This is a genomic window from Palleniella intestinalis, from assembly GCF_013166595.1.
GTDB classification, from domain to species: Bacteria; Bacteroidota; Bacteroidia; order Bacteroidales; family Bacteroidaceae; genus Prevotella; species Prevotella intestinalis.
Genome location: NZ_JABKKG010000013.1, coordinates 41,214 through 61,820, shown reverse-complemented (window position 1 = coordinate 61,820; position 20,607 = coordinate 41,214). Strand labels below are relative to the sequence as shown.

Below are 20,607 nucleotides of genomic sequence, written 5' to 3'. Positions count from 1 at the left end.
TAAAGAGTCAACCCGCAAGTGCAATTGTTTTTGCAAAGTTACATAAAGAATTTGAAAAACTCCCTTACCGGCGTAGAGAATTTCAGTTTTTCCCTTGGTCTCTTGTTGATTTTGTGCTGTATCATAGCAATTTTCTTGTCCGATACAGTGCTTATGTCCGTTCCTTTTGGAATGTACTGCCTTATGAGCTTGTTCGTGTTCTCAACGCATCCTTTCTGCCATGATGCGTATGAGTCAGTGAAGTATACCTGCGTCTTGAGCTGCCTTGAGATCCATTCATGCTCCGCAAACTCGCTCCCGTTGTCAGTGGTTATGCTCTTGAGGTTCTCACCTCTGTATGGCAGCAGGAGGCGTCTCACATCTTTAGCGAGCGGCATGGCTTTCCTGCCCTCTTTGAGCTTTGCCATGAGAAGGAAGTTTGTGCTTCTCTCGACAATGACCAGGATTGCGTTGCCGCGCTTGTCCACGATGAGGTCCATCTCGTAGTCTCCAAAGCGTGTGCCGTCTGCTTCCGCAGGGCGTTCGTGTATGCTTACCCTGTTCCTGATGTTCGTGGCCTTTGTCTCACGCTTGCGCTTCTTTTTCTTCTTGTAGCGCATCTTATGGCGGCAATGCCCGGCAAGCTCCCCGGTTGCGTCCTCGCGTATCATCTTGTAGATGGTCTCGTGGGAGATGCTTATCCCTCTCTCGCGCTTCAGGTAGCCTGACACTTGCTTGGGCGACCAGTCCTCGGTAAGGATGAGCTCACGAACGACCATCCTGACCGCAGGGCTTATGGAGCGGTTGCCGGGGACACGGTTGCGGCGGCTTCGGGCAAGCTTCTCTGCTTTCTCATGGTAATACACTCTGTTAGCCATGGAATTGCGGTGCAATTCACGGCTGACAGTTGACGGATGGACATTTATGGTATACATTCAAGAAATTGCACTTCTATCTTGAATGTATAGAAAAGTTTTATGGATGAACATCAGACGGAAAAGTTTTTGAAATAATTCAGAGAATAGGGTATCTGGTACTTGCAGCAATGTGGCTTGCACTAACTTTGCAGCGAAAAAACTAAGTGTGAGTACTTCGTTCATAAAATTTGAATCGAAAAAGGTGACGAGAAAATATAGCAGAGGTTCGGGCAAAGGATAGCTATACATTAAAAGTTCAAGCAAGAGGTAATTCTACAAGGATTGCAAATCCCCAAAAAAGGTTGAAAACAGCACCTCATTTAAGAATGTGGCTATACGGAACAATAGAATACACCAATGAGTCCCATAATGTGTAAAGGAATACAAGTGGATGCAGAGGTATGCAACAGGAGGAACTCGATGCAACAGACAAGCAGAACCAATCTTGTGGCAACAAGAGAAGCAGAACAGTCGGATCTAAAATCTACAAGAACAAGAAGGTTAGGTAAATTTGTAAACGAGCATCTTTGTGGTCGTGTGTTTAACCATGAACTCATATAAGGTATGATACGCCCACATCTTATGTGTTTCTTTATAAAAATGAATGAAAGACATTTGACTTATAACAGGTACTTTCAATAAGAAGCCTCGCCATACTCATAGAAAAGCCACCATTAGGGTAGTTCCCAATGGTGGCATTCATGCTATGTGAGAAACCTATTGAGAGACAAAGTCATAGTTCACATAGATATAACTCTTGTTTACTGGCAGAATACTTATTGCTATTGACTTGTCTGCCGTCGAGAACAGATAAACTCCAGATTGTTCCGAAACCAGCTCGTAGTTCTGGTGCAATAGTCGAAGGATTGTGTCCATTTTGGCAATAGGTTCTGTGTCAACGACAGAGTAAAGTGCTCTGTCAAGAGAGAAGCTATAGACAATACCTGCACCTGTCTTCTTGTCTGAGTAGATGAGCTGCACACTTCCTGCCGACACTTGTTCAGTCATGGTGAGATGGCTCATTCGGGAAGCCATGTAACTTTTCACCTCTTCAACGGATGCGCCTTTGATATGATATGGTTCTATCCACATCTCGGCGTTCGGTTCCTGGTTCTCGATGTCCTCTACAAGGTCATCACCACCGCATGAGGTGAATACTAACGGAGTTGCCATCAGCATAATAAGGATGGCGATTGAAAGATACTTTTTCATTTTCATGTCGTTCTATTTTTAATAATATTTATATGTTGCTTTTATATACATGTATTCACGTCCAAGTGTGTACATGTATCAATGTGTATATGTATCAATATGTATATGTATCAACGTATTCATATATACATGGCTACACGTACACATTTTTCACATCACTTCCTTTATATTTTTTATTCTGATTTTCTTGACTTTGCCATACTTGGACTCATAAGCGTCAATGCCTTGTTTCATAACGTATTCCATAAAGGAACGAATAGTAAAACCTTCCTTGTGGGCAATGGCTTGCACCTTGCCAACAAGTTCTGTTGAACAGATGAAGGAGAAGTGCTGCCATTGGTCTTCTTTGGGAGATACCTTATTGTTTTTAGGACTTTGGGGAGTATTCTGTTTCTCCTGGGAAGTCACATCTGTCTTGTCATTTTTCTCCTGTGGCTGGATGGTAGCATCACCAAGGATATTACCAACCAAGATGTCCATATTCTTCCGTGCCATAGTCACCATTGATTACGTGAAATTATCTCTTCTGTCAATGCCTGATAGTCCTTTGCTCCATTTGAATGAGGGTCGTACTCGAAGATACTTTGACCACTACCTGCCGACTCTGCCAGAGCTATATTCTCACGAATGCGGGTCTTCATAGTGATAGCATCGTAACGAAACTTCACGGCTTGCTCTACCACCTTGTTCAATTTACGATGATTGAATCTTGCGATAAAGACACCACCAAGCCGAAGGTTGGGCTTTACTCTCTGCAATGTTGAAACGAAGGCATCAAGCATCCTCATACCTTTCAGTGGAAGAAGTTCGGGAGTCATAGGTACAATGATTTCGTCAGCTGCGAGGAAAGCATTGGTAGTGACTATTCCTAATGATGGGGGACAATCTATTAGAATGTAGTCATAGTTCCGCTTGATTGGTTCAAGCAGTTTGCTTAGCAACTGTTCTCTTGCTAGAAGATTGGTCAAGGCTATTTCTGCACTTGCCATTTCAAGTGAAGAAGGAATAAGGTCGAGATTTTCTCTAACGTGCTTCACTGGCAAGGGTGCGCCATCGACCAAAGAGTCAAAGATGCTTGCGTCAATTTCATTCTCATTGGGGATGAAATACAATGTAAGATTTGCTTGACCATCAAGGTCTATAAGCAGGACTTTTTTACCCATGCGTGCCATACAAGCCCCGATAGAGGCTGTGGAAGTCGTCTTTGATACGCCTCCCTTATGATTGGCTAATGTAATAATTCTCAATGACATAATATTTTTCTTTTTGTATATATGTATCAACGTATTCATGTCAACATGTATTCATTTCTACACGTGTACATGTATTAACGTGTACAAAAGTCTGTGTAGATTGCGAGAGTCCTTCTCGCTCCTCCTAACAACTATAAGCGTCAGGAGAAGCGTCAGGAGTTGAAAGTTCATTTACTCAAAAGTAAAAGTACGGATGTAGAAATATGTTTCATCGTTGTCGTACTCATACTCATTGATATAGTCCATCATTTGCTCATTGGTTCGTTCACCTTGCTCTATGCATTCCTTAATGGCTTCCTCGATAGTGCCGTAAACATCATCACAACACTCCTCAAATGGTTCGCCCGATGCGCTGACGCAACACTCTTCGGGAAAGTAGTTGCCTTCGTCATGCGTGTAATAGACCTCACATCCACACTCGCAGCAACGATAAGACATGCTCAACTCACCGCCAAGAAGTCTGTCTATCTCAAAGAAGATGTCGTTACAGGCATCCCACGCTGTTTCTGTCTCAAAAGAAAGCAGACATGTGTCTTCGTCTTCCTCATACTCAGCCCAATAGATATGACCTCTGACGCAGATATGTTTTGCTTTATAGTCAATACCATAATGCTTTGCAAGGTCACTCAACCAAATGTTCTTGTTATTAACCTCCATGCTTTGCAAGGTGTTCCAAAGGTTGTTTACTGCCTTACGTGTTCCTGTGACCTTATAGGTCGTTGTTGCTTGATTTGCCATAGTCTTGTATTTAATTGATTACCACTCTGTATAATAACTCTGGTCGTTGTTCTCGCATTCCTCATTCCATTCTTCATCGGTGAAGTCGGTATGCAAGCAGTCTTTACTGCAATAGTAGGCTACACCCATATCCACACAATAGCCCTCACGCATCAACTTGCCACACTCTGAACATCTTCTGCAAGTCCTATCGGTGTTCCACCAAAAGTCAACGAAAGACTCTGCTATCACGTCTTCACTCGTGTTCTCATCCCACTTGTCAAGATAGAATGTAGCAAACTTGACTAACTCCTGCTCATTGAAGAGTTTCTTGTCAGTACCACTCACCGCCTCAGTCAGTCGGCTCAAAATAGATTGTATAGTCGTCATGCGATATTATTTTTTCTCCCTTTCGTAGATTTCTTCTACTTCTGGGATGGTTCAACAAATTTGTTGCCCTCTAAAGGTGCTTTGGTCGAATAGAGCAAGGTTATGTGGTCAAATACTACCCGTAGGTGTGGAGATTTTACCATCATACACAAGTGTTTGACCTTGATCAGATGAAGACAAAGCTATTACCTTTGCAACATTATTTGTAACCACCACAGAATTAGATGAATGCATGCAATGCTATTTCTTTTCAAGGAGAAAGTCATTCAGGTCATTATAACATTGGTATCTATATGACTCATCAATGGATTTATTTGGGTAGGCTTTGGTTATCTCCTTTGTGGCAGTCCTATCTGCTTCATCATTATCTAGAAAGCAATGAATGGAGTCATATCGTTTAAGATAGGGCAAAAGCAACCTTACTTCGCCAACACCATTAAGAACAAACAGGTCGCATGATTCTACAACGGTAACACCATTGCCAGGCATTCGAGCAGACATCGTCATATATGCCAGCATGTCAAAGAAGCCCTCAAAAATGCAGCATTCTTTCTGAGGAACTTCATTCGGATAGATAGCAGAAATACTCTTTTTGCCTATACAACGCTTACTGAGTTTATTTCGAGCCTCCATGCCACCCACGACATTCATAAAGGCGATAGCATAGTATTGTCTGCCTCGGAATGAATAATGAACCTCTTTGCAGTACTTCTGGGCTATGGCAAAGTCTATATGTCTCTGGATTATATAGTCACGAAGAATAGGGTGAGTGAGAGGAATAACCTTGTCAACAATAGTTTCCTGGTTTTTACTTTCTTGATATTCAATTCGTTTACCCGTAAGCCATTGACGCTTCTTTTCCTCCTCCAGTATTCGGGCATTAAAATCCTCATTGAATTGAAGCCTTTTCTCTTTGATTTGCTTTTCAAGATAGCCCAATACCTCATGCATCGTCCATGCCGAATTTATTTGTTCAACAAGGTTTATGAGGTTACCACCTTTACCCGTACCAAAGTCATACCAAAGATTATCCTTGGTATTGACTACGAATGATGGAGTTTTCTCAGAACGTAACGGTGAACAATAGAAGACATTCTTGCCTTTAATAGAACCAGCCCCATAACCATTCTCCTTCATCCAATTATAGATACTAACAGACTTTATTTCTTCAATTGTCATGTTCATTATAGATTATATTGCGCCTACGTGCATGTGCGTGCGTGTGCGCGTATGTGTGTATATATACCCTCTAAACTTAAACCTTAAACCTGTTCACCTCTGCTTGATACGGCTTTCTTGAAACATTCTGATTTATAGACATATCCTTCTTTCTCTCTTACGATGATACCTTTGCCAGTCAGGAGTTTAATGAGATCCTTGATACCATTGATTCCTCGTTTGTAACCAGCAGCTTCATAAGCTTCTGAGATAGAGTTAACCAGATCATTGTATCTTGAAGGAGAGTTGTTCTCAAACACTTTACTTAAAATCTCCTGATGTATCTCATTGTCCAGACTGACGAGGGATTTCTCTTGTCGCTTCACAACTGTTACGGAAATGCCAGAATCAAGAACAGGGAGTTTGTTGTCATCTATATGGAAAGCAAAAGTCCTGAACTCCTTATCTCGCATGTGCATTGGTTTAACTTCACTGATACTGTTGTTCTGCATATTCTTGCTGATAATAAGAACCGTCTCAGCTTTGTTTTCCAGTTCAGTACCTATATGACCACGAGGGTTGTTGTCGTTCTTGTTCAAATGAAGGACAGTGTGAATGTGCAGGTCATATACACTTGTCCATGCCATCAAAACAGTCATCACATCTGTTGCTTCCTTGCCGTTATTGATGTCGTACATAAGGTCTCTCAGACCATCGATGATAACAAGACCAACTTCATCGTACTTGCGCAAAGCATAATCAATAAGGGCAATACGCAGTTTTGGGGTGTATTCACGCAGTCCCCAGAACATAAGGCGAGGATCATCCTTTTTGAAGGATAGCCCAGACAGCTTATAAATACGCTCCAAAACCGTGTGGCAATGGTACTTACTTTGCTCTGTATCGAAATACAGAATCTTTCGTTTGCCATCTGGGAGACACGCTCTGTAGTTCAAAACTGTAGTATTTGTAACAGCAGCGGCTACCATTGCTGATATATTGAAGGTCTTCTTACTCTTTGCTTTGCCTGTGGATGCACTGAAGTTACCAAAAGTTGCAATGGTGCAGTCACCAACAAAAAGGATCTTGGGCGGTATAGTAACTTTGTCTGTAGCCTTGATTTCGCCTTTTGAGAGATAGGAATCAAGTTCTTCATCGCTGAAATTGTCTTTGTCAAGCATAGACACTTCAAGAGACTGATGCTCAAATGGTTCCTTTTGATTACCTGTACCTATCTTATTCGTTCTTTTTGCCATTTTGCTTATTCTTTTTTATGTTAGTTCTAACATCTTTGACCGTGATTGCACATCTGTCAAGCAGTTCTACCAAACGTGAGTCGGGAAGATTAACGCCATCAATGCTATTCTTTTTCGTTTTCTTCATAATTAGCGGAATCATTAGACATTATTTTAGAAGACCCTTTAACTACTTCTGAGCTTACCAAGTTGCTCTTCTTAATCCACTCAATCAATTCCTTTTTTTCAAAGAATATCATCTTGCCACGTGGCTTGAAATGTGGAATCTCGCCATTGCAGGTAAGTTTATACAGAAGACTCTGTGATATATCAAGGTACTGACAAACTTCCTTCATGTTCAGTATATCCTTGGTGGTATAAAGTGTTTCTTCTATTGATTGGAGTCGATCATTGATAACTTCTGGTTCCACCGTTTTCAGCTCTTTAATCTGCATTTCCAAGAGCTCAATGCGTTTCAACAAGAGCTCGTATTCAGTTTTCTTTTTTGCCATCTTTACATGGATTTGAAATTAGACATTGAGGTAGCTAACCTCATTATTGAACCGATTCGTTTGCAAAGGTAGAGGAGGTAAGTCACTATAAGGAATAATGATGCTATATAGGAATGATTGTTTCGCTATTATATAGTTATGTACCTTTCATTTGGTAGTCTTTATTGACTGATTTAGCACTTTCTTGCAATTGATGTCTTAAATCTGAATGGAAATGATGTGCTACTCCTGATTAACATGGGTGTTTGTGTTATTTAGGCGTTTAGACCGCACTTTTTAGAATATTTTTACTAATTTTGCAGCATGATTAAGAGAATGGCATTTTATGGTACAAACCAAGACAAGTTCAATAAGCACTTCACCAATGATGACGATTGCTTCAAATACTTGTCTGAAATCAAATGGAAAGATGACACTTTCGTATGTTCTAGGTGTGGCAATACTCATTATTGCAAAGGTCATCTGCCTTTTTCAAGACGCTGCACTAAATGCAAGCACGATGAAAGTCCGACTGCAGGTACTGTATTTGACAAAATCAAGTTCTCTCTTAATACAGCTTTTCACATTGCCTTCAATCTATGCATATCAGAAAATGGTGTAACATCAACGGCTTTATCTATAAAATACGGATTAAGACAAAAAACAGTCTGGGATTTCAAACGGAAGATACAACATGCTATGGGCTATGTCGAGGATAAACCTCTAGAAGGTATGATTCTCGTTGGCTCCTTTGAGATAGGAGATTCAAAATGTTCACCAAAAGGCGATTTGGTGATTATCTGCATGGAAATCCTTGATGGGAAGATAGCAGGTCACGAATATGCCTATGTCGTTGACAGTGCATCACCGGACTCTATTAGAGATTTTTTCAAAAAACACATCAGTAGTAAGTCAAATCATAGTCGGTAAAGAGAGTAGATGCGAGCAATATGCAGATGAATATTCAGATAGGACAGCTACAAGATTAGAAAATTCAACTCTCATGGACAACCATATATCAAATCTAAAGAAGTGGTTGTTTGGAGTACATCGTCACTGTTCTGCAGAATACATTCAAGACTATTTGAATGAATACTACTTCCGACTTAATGGATATAGGGATAACACTGTATTGTTTGATACACTCATGAATTTAATTGTAAAGAATAAGCCATTGCATTAAATGACACCATTCTTGATTAGCCCGTACTTTTCTCGAAATTTTAAAAATCGCATAGATGTTCCTATGCGATTTAACTCATTATATTTTATCACATTATCAATTTAACAAAAAGAAAATGAAACGGTTAACAAAAACGCCCGTTTTCTCTCTTTTTGTGCCCATGTTGCGTAAACTGCGCAAAAAAAAACAGAGAATGAGTTGCCAAAGGATGAGCTTTGGCAACTGTATAGTGCTGCCTATGAGCAGTACCAGTCTGAAATCATTAATGGTGAGAAGTCATATTCTCGCTATGTGAATGATTTCTATTACTATCATCTTCCAGTTATGAACGTGAGTGAATGCGATGCAAGGGTTCATTTCATGAACGTCTGCGGTTTGAAAGAGCTTCTTGAAAACCGTCGTGACCTCGTTGAAGTTTATTTTTTAAAAGAGAAGTTTGAGGAAGAGGACTATCAGCAAATGTCTCGTCTGTTTGATTCCGGAGAAAGCCTTATTCCCGAAAAAGACTGCCTTGCTCGATTTTCAGATCAGCAGATTGGCATCATCACACAGTTCGTGAATAAAGTAAGTCTCTTTAAAAATACCGTGACTGATTCTGATATCAAGAATTTGTTCATGTGTCAACTTTCCAAACCACTTCAGGCAAGCATCAACAGACATGTTGCCTTGTTCTTTGATGCTCTTCGCTCTTATGGTTTATTGCCTTTCCGATGGCAAATGATAATTGAGAACAATAAGCTTATTGCCTCGTCTGCCAACAATGAGCCACTGCGTGCAAGTCAGTTGCGTTGCGGTCTGTCTCAGGCAAAAAACGTGAAGCTCGCAAAAGCCAAATTGTCTAACTATAAAATTGACGATGTCGGCTTTGAAAGTGTATGCGATGATTTTGTCAAGAAACTGAAAGAAAGCATGTGAAATGCAAGAAATCCAACCAACGACAAGTAGGGAAGATATATAATGAATATATAAGAAGCCCTATATAGTAGGTTTTTCTACGCATTGTGATTGTTGGAACTACCTTTGCATTCGAATCGGTTCGAGTGCGGAGGTAGCTCCTCCTTTTCAATAACAATAATCATAAGAAATACAGATAATGGACAAAAATACAGAATGTCATTTCATTGATAAAACTGTCACATTCGACCAGTTTGTCAACGAGCTAGCGACAATGATTGCTTTAAGGATTCATCAGGTTGAAAAAGGCCAGCTTGAAATCAGCCAGACAAAAGCGTTCCAAATGTATGAACGTGCAGATGTTGAAAGATGGATAAAGAGTGGCAAGTTAAAGCCTTCCAGAATATCGCCTGGCAAGAAACGATATAAGCTGACAGATTTGCAGAAACTTGCGAATATTCAACAAAACTATCTCTTGTAAGCGTATAAAAAAACGAAAAAGCTCAGATGTGACTTTATGCCATATTTGAGCTTTTTCGTTGTTGTCAAGCGTAGTGACTATCTAACAAGACGCTGATACATCTGTGTTAGATCCTTGTCAATATTAGTAATCTTGAACTGAACACGAGTGTTGCTGATTTTTTCAGGAAGCATTGTCGTCAATTTATCCATGATTTGATCAACGTTAGAGAAACCGGTATCTTCGATGGCACAAACCATTTTGCCCATAACGTATGCTTCTGCACGAACATTATTGTATTTGGATATTCTCTCGAAAGACTTATCCTCTTTTTCGATGTGCTTGGACTCATTATCTGTAAAGAAAACGAAATCTATAACCTTTTCATTAAGAATCCACACAGGAGTATAGTCTATCTTGACATAGACTCTTGCCATTCTGTTTATGGAATGGTTAAGACCGAAATCAACCTCATTCATAGTTGCGCCACATTCATTTTGCGCTATGGTTGCCCAACTATGACGGAACGCATACAATGATGCTCTGAATCCTGGTTCTACTTTCTCCCAAACCTGTTTAATTCCAATATTTACATTTGCGCAGAAAGAATCAGAAGTTGATAATCGGTCATGAAAATTGAACACCATGGAGAATCTGCCTTCTTAGAGAGGTACTTCTCAAAGGTTGGTTTCAAAAAGGGTGGTACACGCACTTCGAAGTAACCACGGTCTGAACGTGTAGACCTTGTTTTCTGTCGCTCATAGTGGAAGATTCCATTATTATACTGATCCTTCTTCGCATTAAAGATGTCCACGGCATTAAGACCACACATGCAGAAGGAAATCAATGCAACATCCTGTCCAACCTCCATCAACGGGTTGGTGAAACGGCTTCTATCCGGTACGACATTAAAGAACGCACGCAACTTACTTGCTGGGATAGCACGTTTCTCAGGAACATCACTGCGAGGAATCTTCACTTTACTCCATGGATTATTAAGTTTGCTCAAACCACGCTCCTCATCATTAAACTCCATGATAGCAGCTTTATATATCTCTCTAATGCATACAGGATACTGCTCTTTACTACGAGTAGTAGTTTGTGATAATGTCTCAATCCACCTATTAAGAAAAGCAGATGTTAGACGAGAGAACATAAGATTGTCCGTTCGGGCAAACTTTTCCAGATGCTGCAGGGCCCATTTATAGTTACGAGAGGTACGTTCCTGGCCACGTTTTATCATCTTATCAATGTGCAATCTTGCATAATCCGAGAAGGATATGTCTTTCTCGTACTCTAATACGAACTCCAAGACTTCTTTTACAGACCATTTAGAAGTATCTACTTGGTTTAGCTTATTATAGCATTCCTCTATCAAGATAGAGGTTTGTTGGATGACAAATGGATCTATTATGTCTTTTTTGTCATCAGACAGTCCCTTTTCATTGACCATCCATGAAGTTCTCATGTAAGAGAACTGTCTGTTGTGAGTAAATCGGATATACACTTTGTACATTCCGTTTCTCATCTTTGTTTTTACAATTGCTCTTAATGTTGCCATTTTGAAAGTGTTATTTGAAAATTAGTATTTACGTTTATTGCTATAGTTGAAAATGCCCTTATTTTTTGGGAAACACAGCATTGTTTTTGGGAAACAACGAGGACTTTTTAGGAAACATTCGTTGTTTTTAGGTACCGGTTCATATGCTTTGGGAAACACATAAAGTGAAATTGGGAAACATTTCACTCGTTTTTGGCATCTTGGTCTGCTTGGAGAACGTGCAGAATAAACACAAAAAAATAAAGGCAAGTACCTGAATCCCAGATACTTGCCTTTTATGATGCTAATTTTCAGCACTTTCGTTTTATTCCTCTACAGCAGCCTGCGCCACTTTAATGCTTTACTGATTTTCATGTTTTTATACTTCTTGGGGAAAACAAAGTAAAAACAGAATGTGTGATCAGTATAAATACAGAGGGATTCTTACTCGATTGCAGCTTGGGCCGCTTTAATACAGTATTGATATTTAGCTGTTTACATTGATATAGAAAACAAATAAGCACAATACATATAAATAAGAACCTTAGACCTCTTGTATTATGGCTGCGAGGCTATGACAACATTATTATTTTTATAGTCAGAAACTACCGTGTCGGCACAGATGTAAGGGCTTTACTATAATGAAAACCATCTTATGGCCACAGCATTCTTGATGTTACATAAGTCTATTTCCTTTCTTTTAAAAGTTCTATAATAACGTCCTTGTCCTTCAAGTTGGAGTCAAGTCGATTTATCTGCGTATTCAAACTATCAATATGTTCCCTTAACAAACTGATGGTTGCCTTTAGAGAATCGGTGGTAGCCTGTTCTTTGGAAAGCTGTGTTGCCAATTCGCTATCTCCAATGTTATTATTCGCATTACCGTTTAGGGTAACAGCCGCAAGGTATGCGGAGATTTTATGCGACATTGAACAGAACAGGGCAAAGAAATTAAAGTCCAAGACCTGACACACCTTCAAGAGCTTGTTGGTTTCCATAGTCTCGCGTTCAAGAATACGATTGACATGCTGCTGTGGAACACCAATCTGGCGTCCGAACTCTGACTTGCTAAGTCCAAGCTCGATACGGCGTCTGTCAATTTCGTGACCTATATGTACTGGTTTTACATCTATTTCCATAGGTAAATCATTAATTATTGAAGATTAAATAGAAATCTTCAAACAAATATTTGGTAGTCTAAACTATTTTATGTTATTTTGCAGGTGTTATAAATTATACTTTCGAGTACAAAGTTAAACATTAAATATTAAACAAACAAATATTATGGTAGAAAACTTAGAAAAAATCCGTCCTGCGCTCGTTGCCCTCGAAGTCGGCGATGCTATCGTGTTTCCCATTTCGCGCTTGAAAAGCGTCCGTACCCAAGCATCTGAACTTGGAGCAATTTTTAATCGCAGATTCAAGACGAAAACCAACCGCGAGAATCAGACGATTACAGTTTCAAGAATCTCTTGAATAAACAACATATGCAATATGGAGTTTATTCAATTTATCGACCGTCTTATTCCCTATGACACATTTATTAACGACCTATCTGCCCGTATTGTCAAGCTACTAAAATCCGACAGCAACGATCCGGAGTTCATCAGCCAACGAAAGGCATTTGAAATATTCGGTCGCAGGAATGTGGAACGCTGGAGAAAGCAGGGAAAAGTGAAGACATACAAAAGGCCGGGAAAAGTGGAATACCGTACTGCCGACCTCAGACTTCTGCAACGCATTTCTCAGGATTATCTGAAAAACAGCAAGTGTAAGTAGAATGTAAACATAACGATACACCAAAGAAACAAACATTATTATGCTTATAATATGGATATAGACATTCCCATACTGTAATCATAGCAACGATTCTTTCACTAGGGTGGCAAATAGTATAATTTCGGTTCGTATTGGATTCGCATCAAACCAATACAGCCATAACAAAAAATGTTCAATGAAAGAAATAAAGCCTAAGTGCGACCCTAATGGAGTCTACTCAGTCAAGCAAGCCTGTATGGAGCTGGGCATTAGTCACAAGACACTCCGTAAATACAAAAGGTGCGGTTATATCAAGCCGATTAATCCGGATAATGTCTGTCGTCCAAAATACTCCGGGCAGTCAATCATTGACTGCTGGCACATCCTGACCGCTCTATGATTAATGAATCTACTCTAAACAAAGTAAAAAACCTTCCCATCGAGGAAGTTCTCAAACCATACGTGCAGCTTTCAAGAAAGGGAGCTGCATTAATGGGTGTCTGCCCTTTCCATTCGGAGCGGACAGGCTCATTCTCCGTATCACCCCAAAAGAACCTATTCCACTGTTTCAGTTGCAACCGTGGCGGTGATTCCATATCCTTTATAATGGAGAAAGAGAATCTGCCCTTTTGGGAAGCGGTTCGATTCATTGCCAAGAATCACAACATCCCAATAGAATATGTTGATGAAGAGCGTTCCGAAGAGCAGATTGCCGAAGCAAGACACAAGGAATCCTTGTTCATTGCGCTGGAGCATGTGCAGGAATATTTTCTAGAGAATCTGAGGACGAACATGAGCAGTGAATGCCAAGCTGCCCGTGATTACGCTTATGGCAGGTGGACGGAAGAGTTCTGTTCCGTGTCCGGCATCGGTTATGCGCCAAAAAACGGGAGCGATTTCATAGAATATTGCCGCAGGAAGTCGCTCAACGAGGAAGCCCTGTTCGAGCTGGGACTGTTCAAGCGTGGTGAAGACGGTTGTGCCTATCCGATGTTTCGTCAGCGTGTCATGATTCCGATCCGGAACAGGTGGGGACGCATCATCGCCTATACCGCCCGTTACATTGGTGACAATCCAAAAGCCCCGAAATATATCAACTCGGCAACCAGTTGTATCTACTCCAAAGGGGAAACATTGTTCGGTATTGACAGGGCATTTCGACAACGTAATTCGGACTATTATATCATTGTGGAAGGTGCGCCCGATGTGCTTCGGATGCAGTTAGTAGGTTTTGACAATACGGTGGCCGCACTCGGCACTGCTTGGAGTGAAAACCAGTTCGACCTGTTAAAACCACATACATCGTCCTTGTGCTTCATCCCGGATTCCGATGTGGCGGACGGAAAGAGTTTCGGGCCTGGCTTTGAGGCGGTCATGACAAACGGAGCTGCCGCCATCAAAAAGGGATTTTATGCGACTGTCAGGGAATTGCCCTTCGCTTCGGTTGTTGGTGACGATGAAAAGCAACAGAAGAATGATGCTGACAGCTTTATTCATTGCAAAGAAGATTACACCTCGCTCAAAGAGAAGCATTTCATCGTCTGGCTCGCTCAAAAGCGTTTCCTTGTTGCCGGTTCATTGGTGGAAGAACGTAAATGCGTGGCTGAAATCGCTGACCTGTTGCGCTATGTAAAAGACCAGTTGGTATTCGACCAATGTATCGAGCAACTGGCCAAACTGCACGGCAAGGTAAAGCTATGGCGTGACGCTGTGGCACAAGCCCGTGGAGAAGCGAAAAAGAGAAATGACAAAATTTCCTCCATGAGTGACCTGCAACGTGAAGCGGAACTGTTGCGCCAGTTCGGGCTGTTCATCCGGGAGAATTGTTACTATTCTACCGGGGAGGAAGATGAAGACCCGTCCAGAATTTCCAATTTCATTATGGAACCTCTATTCCACATTGAAGATGAAAGCAATGGTACTCGTATATTTCGGCTACGGAATACGCATAACGTATGTAGGGTTATTGAGTTGAAAGAGTCTGAGTTGTGTTCACTAAGCAACTTTCAACAAAAGGTAGGTTCATTGGGTAATTATGTTTGGCTCGCCAAAATAGACAAGCTCAACCGTGTCAAGGAATATCTATACTCCAAGACCGATACGGCAGAGCGCATCCGCAAATTGGGCTGGAACGCCAACGAGGACTTCTTTGCCTTTGGCAACGGCATTTTGACTAACGATGGTGTATTCAAGAATGTTGATGAGCTGGGTATCGTCCGTGGCATCAACGATAAGGCTTTCTATATTCCGGCTACCTCCAAGATTTACATCCACAATCAGGAGATATTCCAATTCGAGCGGTTGATGGTACACGAGAACCGTAGCGGTGTGAAGTTATACGACTTTGCATCAAAGCTTATGGAGGTGTTTGGTGAGAATGCAAGCATTGCCTTCTGCTATCTCTTGTCTACTCTGTTCCGAAATATAGTGTTCAAGCGTACCAGACATTTCCCAATCCTGAACCTCTTCGGTGAAAAGGGAACGGGTAAGACCACGTTGGCCACTTCGCTACAATCATTCTTCCTGCATGGTGTGGATCCGCCCAACCTGGGAGTGACATCCATCCCTGCAATGAACGACCGCGTATCGCAGGCAGTCAATACATTGGTGGTATTGGACGAATACAAGAACGACCTCGACATCAGAAAGATTGCTTACCTAAAAGGACTTTGGGGCGGTGGCGGTCAGACCAAGAAGAATACGAACACGGACGGTATGGCGGCACAGACCATCGTGACCACCGGTGTTGCGCTGTGTGGGCAAGATAAACCTACACAGGATATGGCCCTCTATACCCGTGTCATCTTTCTGGCGTTCACTAAGACCTCATTCAGCCAACAGGAAAAGAGGCATTATGAAGATTTGGTGTCTGTATGCAACATGGGGCTGACCCACCTGACAGTGGAATTGCTCCGTCATCGGGAACTGTTTGAAAAGAATTTCTCAGAAATCTATTCCATTACCAAGCGCGAATTGGCGTCCAAATTGGAAAACGATACCATCCACGACCGTATTTTTGGAAACTGGGTGATACCGTTGGCTACGTTCAGGACATTGGAAACCGTCATCGAAGTACCATTCAACTACACCGGGCTGTTTGATACAGCCGTCAGGGGTATGCGCAATCAGAACGAGCTGGCACAGGAAAGTTCGGAGGTCGCCGACTTCTGGAATATGCTTCAGGGCTTCCAGACTTCAGGGAAATGTATAGACCGTGCGCATTACCGTATCAAGTACCAGAAATCCTTCCGTCCTATCTCGGTCAAGGAGGATATAGAGTTTAGGGAAGCCCGTCCCATCCTGTACCTGAATATGGCGGCAGTGGCTTCGCTGTTCAACAGCCGGAACATGAACGCCACCGCCAACCGCTCGAATTGGTCCACCATCATGTCTTATTTGAAATCCCATAGTTCGTACTTGGGACTAAAACAAGACCGTTTCGTTATACTTACACCCAACGGAACTCCTGACTACTTGTTTGAAATGATTAACGGCGAGCAAGTGAAGCGAATCAAGGTGAACCGTCCCAAGGCTCTATGCTTTGACTATCTACAACTGAAAGATGCGTTTGGGTTGGAGCTAGAAACAGAGGTGGTGTCGGACGCTATGGATATGATGGAAGATATGAATGGCAAAGATAGCACCTTAACAAATAATCCGGTGTTGGAAGAGTTGCCATTTTAATATTGCCGGGTTGTTATATATCAGTTTTAGTGCACAACAACACATTTATCGCAGTTTTCTTTCTCTTTTTCGAGAGGAAACTACTATATTTGCAAAATAATAACAAATAACGGAGTTAAGCGCATGATTTTAGAATTTTATATAAACAACTATTTGTCCATAAAAGAGGACTTGAAAATTTCTTTTGTGGGCACCACGCTTAAGGAATCCCTGCCTGACCCCAACGACATGATACCTGTTTCCGATACAGGTGTGTCGCTTGTGCGAAGCGCGGTAATCTATGGAGCTAATGCTTCAGGGAAAACAAATGTACTAAAGGCCATAGCTTTTTACAAACGATTTATCATGGATTCGTTCAAGAATAGTCAAGCAGGAGAGGCTATTGATGTGGAAACTTTCCGTCTAAATGCGACCACGATAAATAATCCTACAACAATGGAAGCCACATTCACAACCGGTGAATATATTTACCGATATGGTTTTGAGGTAGATAATAAAACAGTCAGGGCGGAATGGCTTTACCAAAGGGCTAATAAAAAAAGGTCTAAAGAAATAGAGATATTCTATCGGGAGGAAGACACAACCACAGTACATCCCAAAAGAGCACTGTTGCAGGAACTCATCAATAAAAGAATGGTGCGTGGTAATGCGCTGCTGCTCTCCACTGCTGCCCAGTTCAATGAGACAACATCGGTTAGCATTCTCCAATGGCTCGGTGATACCCAAATACTATTTTGCAGTGAAGATGAAAAATTGTGGAAACAAGCTATAAAACACCTTGACAATGAGAATTTGCGATTTCGCATAACGAATTTTGCCAAATATGCAGATTTAGGTATCGAAAGTATCAGTAAGATAGACAACCGCATAGTAAGCAATCACCGTCAGTTCGATGACGATGGCAGGGAGACAAACAATGTGTCTTTTTCTTTCAATGGCAATGAATCTGAAGGTACGATAAAGTATTTTTCATTGGCATATCCTATCATTGACGCATTGGATAATGGAAAGCGGTTGGTGATTGACGAACTTGACTCCAAACTTCATCCGCTTTTGGTGCGTAAGATTGTATCTCTATTCAATTCCGCAAAAACCAATCCCAAGGGAGCGCAACTATTATTTACCACCCACGATACATTCCTGCTTAGTGCAGGTTTATTCAGGCGTGATCAGATTTGGTTCACTCAAAAGGATAGCTTCGGCGCGACAGAGGCTTACTCGCTGGCAGAATACAAGGTGCGTGGTAGTTCGCCTTTTGAGAAAGACTATCTGCAAGGCAAGTATGGGGCAACCCCCATCATTGGTGATATGGAAACCATTTTTCAGAAGGAGAATTGATTATGACAAAGAGAAACCATCGTACCAGTGACCTCACACGTCGCCAAAGTACAAGAAATATTAAACAGTCATTTCTTATTGTCTGTGAGGGAGTTCGTACAGAACCTGACTATTTCAAAGCCTTCCGTATGACTACTGCAACCGTAAAAGCTGTGGGGCAAGCCATGAACACCACAAGCCTTGTGAATAAAGCCATCAGTATTCGAGAGGCCGACCAAAGGAGAAAGCGGAAATACGACCAATGTTGGGTCGTTTTCGACAAAGATGATTTTCCGGCAAAAGATTTCAACCAAGCCATAACATTGGCTCACAAGAACGGTTTTCAAGTAGCTTACAGCAATCAGGCGTTTGAATATTGGTTTCTGTTGCACTTCAACCTGTATAAAGGTGCTTTACATCGAAATAACTATGCCGATATGCTAACAAAACTCATAGGTATACCTTATTCTAAGTCAGAAGGGTTCGGCACTGTAATGTACAACAGATTGTTCCATTTACAGTCGCAAGCTATAAGAAACGCCGAAGCTGTTCTTTCTGATGTTTCACATGGTAATCCGGCTCTGGAAGAATCTTCTACTACCGTCCACTTGCTAGTAAAGGAACTGAATAAATATATCTGAGAATAAAAGGTCATCGTTTCGGATGACCTTTTATTTTACCACTACTCATAGTTATCTTTCCGAAATCCGCAAAATAACTGCGTTTTATGCAGAAATTTTACATATAGAGGAGTTATCTTTCCAAATACCGCATTTTGACTCATATCTGAAAGGTTGATAATACATACAATTAGCATCCCCCTATTGCACTCCGAAAATATAATATGCACCTATTTTCGGGTTGACAGCGTTGACAAGGCTCAATCTTCTGTATATCAATTACATTGTATCAAAAAGTTGCGTTGACAAACGTTGACAAAGGTAGTCACTTTTTGAAAAATCAAAATTTTTGGAGCCAATCGTTGACAAATCACGAACTATTTATCTATATACTCTTTTAGAAAGAAAAAGATAATACATTGTATTACAGATGCTTCGCGCACAGCTTTTTCAACTTCGCAAGCCGTGTCTCCGGGTCAACGCTGTCAACCCTGAAATATATGCCGTTTTCTTTTCCGGGAAAACACATTGTCTTTCTCCGCTGCCTTTAATGACAGGCAAAGCTACCGGGGCAAATCATGGCGCAGTCCCTCAAAGTCTCACAAAATCCCTTTATTTCCTACATTATCCCATGTTTAACGTCTTGTGCAAGCTATTCACCACCAGTAACTTTGCAAGAAAAGGACTTGAATTATGGTGATACGAAGACTTTTCGATGAGATAGTGCCAGAGCAGACTTACTCCATCGGCAGAGCGGCACGTTACCTTGGCGTACATCGGTGTACAATCTATGACTATATTCGCAACCCGGACAATCCGCTACCTTTCATCAAAGTGGCGGAAACCGGGAAACTCAGGTTTTATGGTAGCGACCTGATTGCCTACAAGATAGCGGGGCTACCAAAGAAAGGGCGAAAACGGAAAAACGGGACACGTTAGTTCCATTGCTTCGGATTGGCTACCCATATCGGTATGCCACTTATCGCTTCCGATAACTCGCAAGCAAGCAGCCACGCTTTCGTGCGAATGTCCTCTATGTCCGCTGTGGCTTGAAAATATCGGTTGGATGCCATTACTCCCGACTTTATCATCCATTCTTTGGCACAAATGTACGGCTCGATGGCATCCACGAAAGAAACAATCTCAGCAACAAGACTTTCCGTCTTATCGTCCGTTATCTCGGCGGTGAAGCTGAAAGGCACACCGCTGAGTGTTGTCCGTTGAAAGTCAAAGCATAGGTTGATACCTTTGAGCTTTACCGATACATTCCAGCCGTTCTTGGCTGCAATGGTATAAATCCTATTGTCTATCATTCTTGCATTGGGTTTGATGGTTGTCTATTGGTCTTTAAATAGTTTTGCCATATCCGAACCGGGTACGGCAAAACTGTGTATGCGCTTCTATCCTTACTCCAAAGTCTTGACGGCATCAAGAAGAGTCTTTATCATTTCCTCCGCTGCCTCCATATCCTCCAGCACATCCCTCATACGATAAGGTGCGCCATTCCTGCCGTGTCCGCTTTCATCAAGCCACAGATAGGCTTCGCTATCCACATCAAAGCCTTCATAGTAATCCTCCATACCCGTAATCAGGCTGTCAAGGTGATTGCCTTTCATTTCTGCCGTGAAGGAAAAATCCTGCCCTGCCGGAGTAAACTGGCTGAACTCAAATATCGTCATGCCATTGTTTCTTTTGGTACTCACATTCCAGCCCTTATCCTCTGCGCATCGGACTATCTTGTTTATCAATCTTTTTGTTCTCATACTAAAATGGTATTGTGTCAGCCGTAACAAAGAGTG

General features: G+C 41.5%; 24 protein-coding genes and 1 pseudogene. 11 read left to right on the top strand and 14 right to left on the bottom strand.

What is annotated here, in order from left to right:
* Positions 1-38 precede the first annotated feature (38 nt).
* From HPS57_RS13830 to HPS57_RS13790, 9 genes and pseudogenes are all read right to left on the bottom strand, one after another.
* Positions 39-905, bottom strand: a pseudogene (locus HPS57_RS13830) (IS30 family transposase); the annotation flags it as partial.
* 708 nt (positions 906-1,613) lie between these two features.
* Positions 1,614-2,108: a hypothetical protein gene (locus tag HPS57_RS13825; RefSeq protein ID WP_172184124.1), complete on the bottom strand. Its 495-nt coding sequence runs from the start codon at positions 2,106-2,108 to the stop codon at positions 1,614-1,616.
* A 150-nt stretch (positions 2,109-2,258) separates the two neighbouring features.
* Positions 2,259-2,603: a hypothetical protein gene (locus tag HPS57_RS13820; RefSeq protein WP_172184122.1), complete on the bottom strand. Its 345-nt coding sequence runs from the start codon at positions 2,601-2,603 to the stop codon at positions 2,259-2,261.
* Positions 2,604-2,605: 2 nt separating this feature from the next.
* Positions 2,606-3,361, bottom strand: coding sequence for a ParA family protein (locus HPS57_RS13815; RefSeq protein ID WP_172184133.1), 756 nt, complete (start codon positions 3,359-3,361; stop codon positions 2,606-2,608).
* Between the two features lie 171 nt (positions 3,362-3,532).
* Positions 3,533-4,099 (bottom strand): hypothetical protein, encoded by a 567-nt coding sequence (locus HPS57_RS13810; protein WP_172184120.1) that lies wholly within the window; start codon positions 4,097-4,099, stop codon positions 3,533-3,535.
* A gap of 18 nt (positions 4,100-4,117) precedes the next feature.
* Positions 4,118-4,468: a hypothetical protein gene (locus HPS57_RS13805; protein ID WP_172184118.1), complete on the bottom strand. Its 351-nt coding sequence runs from the start codon at positions 4,466-4,468 to the stop codon at positions 4,118-4,120.
* Positions 4,469-4,708: 240 nt separating this feature from the next.
* Entirely contained in the window at positions 4,709-5,647 is a 939-nt protein-coding gene (locus HPS57_RS13800) for a DUF8464 domain-containing protein (protein WP_172184116.1), read from the bottom strand.
* A gap of 83 nt (positions 5,648-5,730) precedes the next feature.
* Positions 5,731-6,882: an AAA family ATPase gene (locus tag HPS57_RS13795; protein ID WP_253946587.1), complete on the bottom strand. Its 1,152-nt coding sequence runs from the start codon at positions 6,880-6,882 to the stop codon at positions 5,731-5,733.
* Between the two features lie 104 nt (positions 6,883-6,986).
* The gene (locus tag HPS57_RS13790) at positions 6,987-7,373 is read right to left on the bottom strand and encodes a helix-turn-helix domain-containing protein (protein WP_172184114.1); all 387 of its coding nucleotides are present in this window, start codon (positions 7,371-7,373) and stop codon (positions 6,987-6,989) included.
* A gap of 303 nt (positions 7,374-7,676) precedes the next feature.
* Here HPS57_RS13790 and HPS57_RS13785 point away from each other — a divergent pair, with 303 nt between their 5' ends.
* From HPS57_RS13785 to HPS57_RS13770, 4 genes are all read left to right on the top strand, one after another.
* Positions 7,677-8,282, top strand: a complete 606-nt coding sequence (locus HPS57_RS13785; protein ID WP_172184112.1) for a transposase — start codon at positions 7,677-7,679, stop codon at positions 8,280-8,282.
* Positions 8,194-8,535 (top strand): transposase, encoded by a 342-nt coding sequence (locus HPS57_RS14480; protein ID WP_369811549.1) that lies wholly within the window; start codon positions 8,194-8,196, stop codon positions 8,533-8,535. Before HPS57_RS13785 ends, HPS57_RS14480 begins: the two co-directional genes overlap by 89 nt.
* A 198-nt stretch (positions 8,536-8,733) precedes the next feature.
* Complete coding sequence (locus HPS57_RS13775; protein WP_172184107.1) at positions 8,734-9,450, top strand: hypothetical protein; 717 nt, start codon at positions 8,734-8,736, stop codon at positions 9,448-9,450.
* A gap of 178 nt (positions 9,451-9,628) precedes the next feature.
* On the top strand, positions 9,629-9,910 hold the full coding sequence (locus HPS57_RS13770) for a MerR family transcriptional regulator (RefSeq protein ID WP_172184105.1): 282 nt from the start codon (positions 9,629-9,631) through the stop codon (positions 9,908-9,910).
* Between the two features lie 77 nt (positions 9,911-9,987).
* Here HPS57_RS13770 and HPS57_RS13765 read toward each other — a convergent pair whose 3' ends face one another.
* From HPS57_RS13765 to HPS57_RS13755, 3 genes are all read right to left on the bottom strand, one after another.
* The gene (locus HPS57_RS13765; protein ID WP_172184103.1) at positions 9,988-10,368 is read right to left on the bottom strand and encodes a hypothetical protein; all 381 of its coding nucleotides are present in this window, start codon (positions 10,366-10,368) and stop codon (positions 9,988-9,990) included.
* Between the two features lie 110 nt (positions 10,369-10,478).
* Positions 10,479-11,450 (bottom strand): phage integrase SAM-like domain-containing protein, encoded by a 972-nt coding sequence (locus HPS57_RS13760; protein ID WP_172184101.1) that lies wholly within the window; start codon positions 11,448-11,450, stop codon positions 10,479-10,481.
* A gap of 665 nt (positions 11,451-12,115) precedes the next feature.
* Positions 12,116-12,568, bottom strand: coding sequence for a helix-turn-helix transcriptional regulator (locus tag HPS57_RS13755; protein ID WP_172184099.1), 453 nt, complete (start codon positions 12,566-12,568; stop codon positions 12,116-12,118).
* Positions 12,569-12,713: 145 nt separating this feature from the next.
* On the opposite strand from HPS57_RS13755, the gene HPS57_RS13750 reads away from it, so the two are divergent.
* The 7 genes from HPS57_RS13750 (at position 12,714) to HPS57_RS13720 (ending at position 19,747) form a co-directional block, all read left to right on the top strand.
* On the top strand, positions 12,714-12,905 hold the full coding sequence (locus HPS57_RS13750; RefSeq protein WP_172184097.1) for a hypothetical protein: 192 nt from the start codon (positions 12,714-12,716) through the stop codon (positions 12,903-12,905).
* Between the two features lie 18 nt (positions 12,906-12,923).
* On the top strand, positions 12,924-13,208 hold the full coding sequence (locus HPS57_RS13745) for a hypothetical protein (protein ID WP_172184094.1): 285 nt from the start codon (positions 12,924-12,926) through the stop codon (positions 13,206-13,208).
* A gap of 175 nt (positions 13,209-13,383) precedes the next feature.
* The gene (locus HPS57_RS13740; RefSeq protein ID WP_172184092.1) at positions 13,384-13,587 is read left to right on the top strand and encodes a MerR family transcriptional regulator; all 204 of its coding nucleotides are present in this window, start codon (positions 13,384-13,386) and stop codon (positions 13,585-13,587) included.
* On the top strand, positions 13,584-16,871 hold the full coding sequence (locus tag HPS57_RS13735) for a DNA primase (protein WP_172184090.1): 3,288 nt from the start codon (positions 13,584-13,586) through the stop codon (positions 16,869-16,871). The genes HPS57_RS13740 and HPS57_RS13735 overlap by 4 nt, the downstream gene beginning before the upstream one ends.
* 123 nt (positions 16,872-16,994) lie before the next feature.
* A complete protein-coding gene (locus HPS57_RS13730; RefSeq protein WP_172184088.1) occupies positions 16,995-18,209 on the top strand; it encodes an AAA family ATPase in 1,215 nt (404 codons plus the stop codon).
* Positions 18,210-18,211: 2 nt separating this feature from the next.
* The gene (locus HPS57_RS13725) at positions 18,212-18,829 is read left to right on the top strand and encodes an RloB family protein (RefSeq protein ID WP_172184086.1); all 618 of its coding nucleotides are present in this window, start codon (positions 18,212-18,214) and stop codon (positions 18,827-18,829) included.
* 672 nt (positions 18,830-19,501) lie between these two features.
* Complete coding sequence (locus HPS57_RS13720) at positions 19,502-19,747, top strand: helix-turn-helix domain-containing protein (protein ID WP_172184083.1); 246 nt, start codon at positions 19,502-19,504, stop codon at positions 19,745-19,747.
* On the opposite strand, the gene HPS57_RS13715 is transcribed toward HPS57_RS13720, so the two are convergent.
* Positions 19,744-20,121, bottom strand: coding sequence for a hypothetical protein (locus HPS57_RS13715; RefSeq protein WP_172184081.1), 378 nt, complete (start codon positions 20,119-20,121; stop codon positions 19,744-19,746). The two genes, HPS57_RS13720 and HPS57_RS13715, sit on opposite strands and share 4 nt — an antisense overlap.
* A gap of 93 nt (positions 20,122-20,214) precedes the next feature.
* Positions 20,215-20,571 (bottom strand): hypothetical protein, encoded by a 357-nt coding sequence (locus HPS57_RS13710; protein WP_172184079.1) that lies wholly within the window; start codon positions 20,569-20,571, stop codon positions 20,215-20,217.
* Between the last annotated feature and the right edge of the window lie 36 nt (positions 20,572-20,607).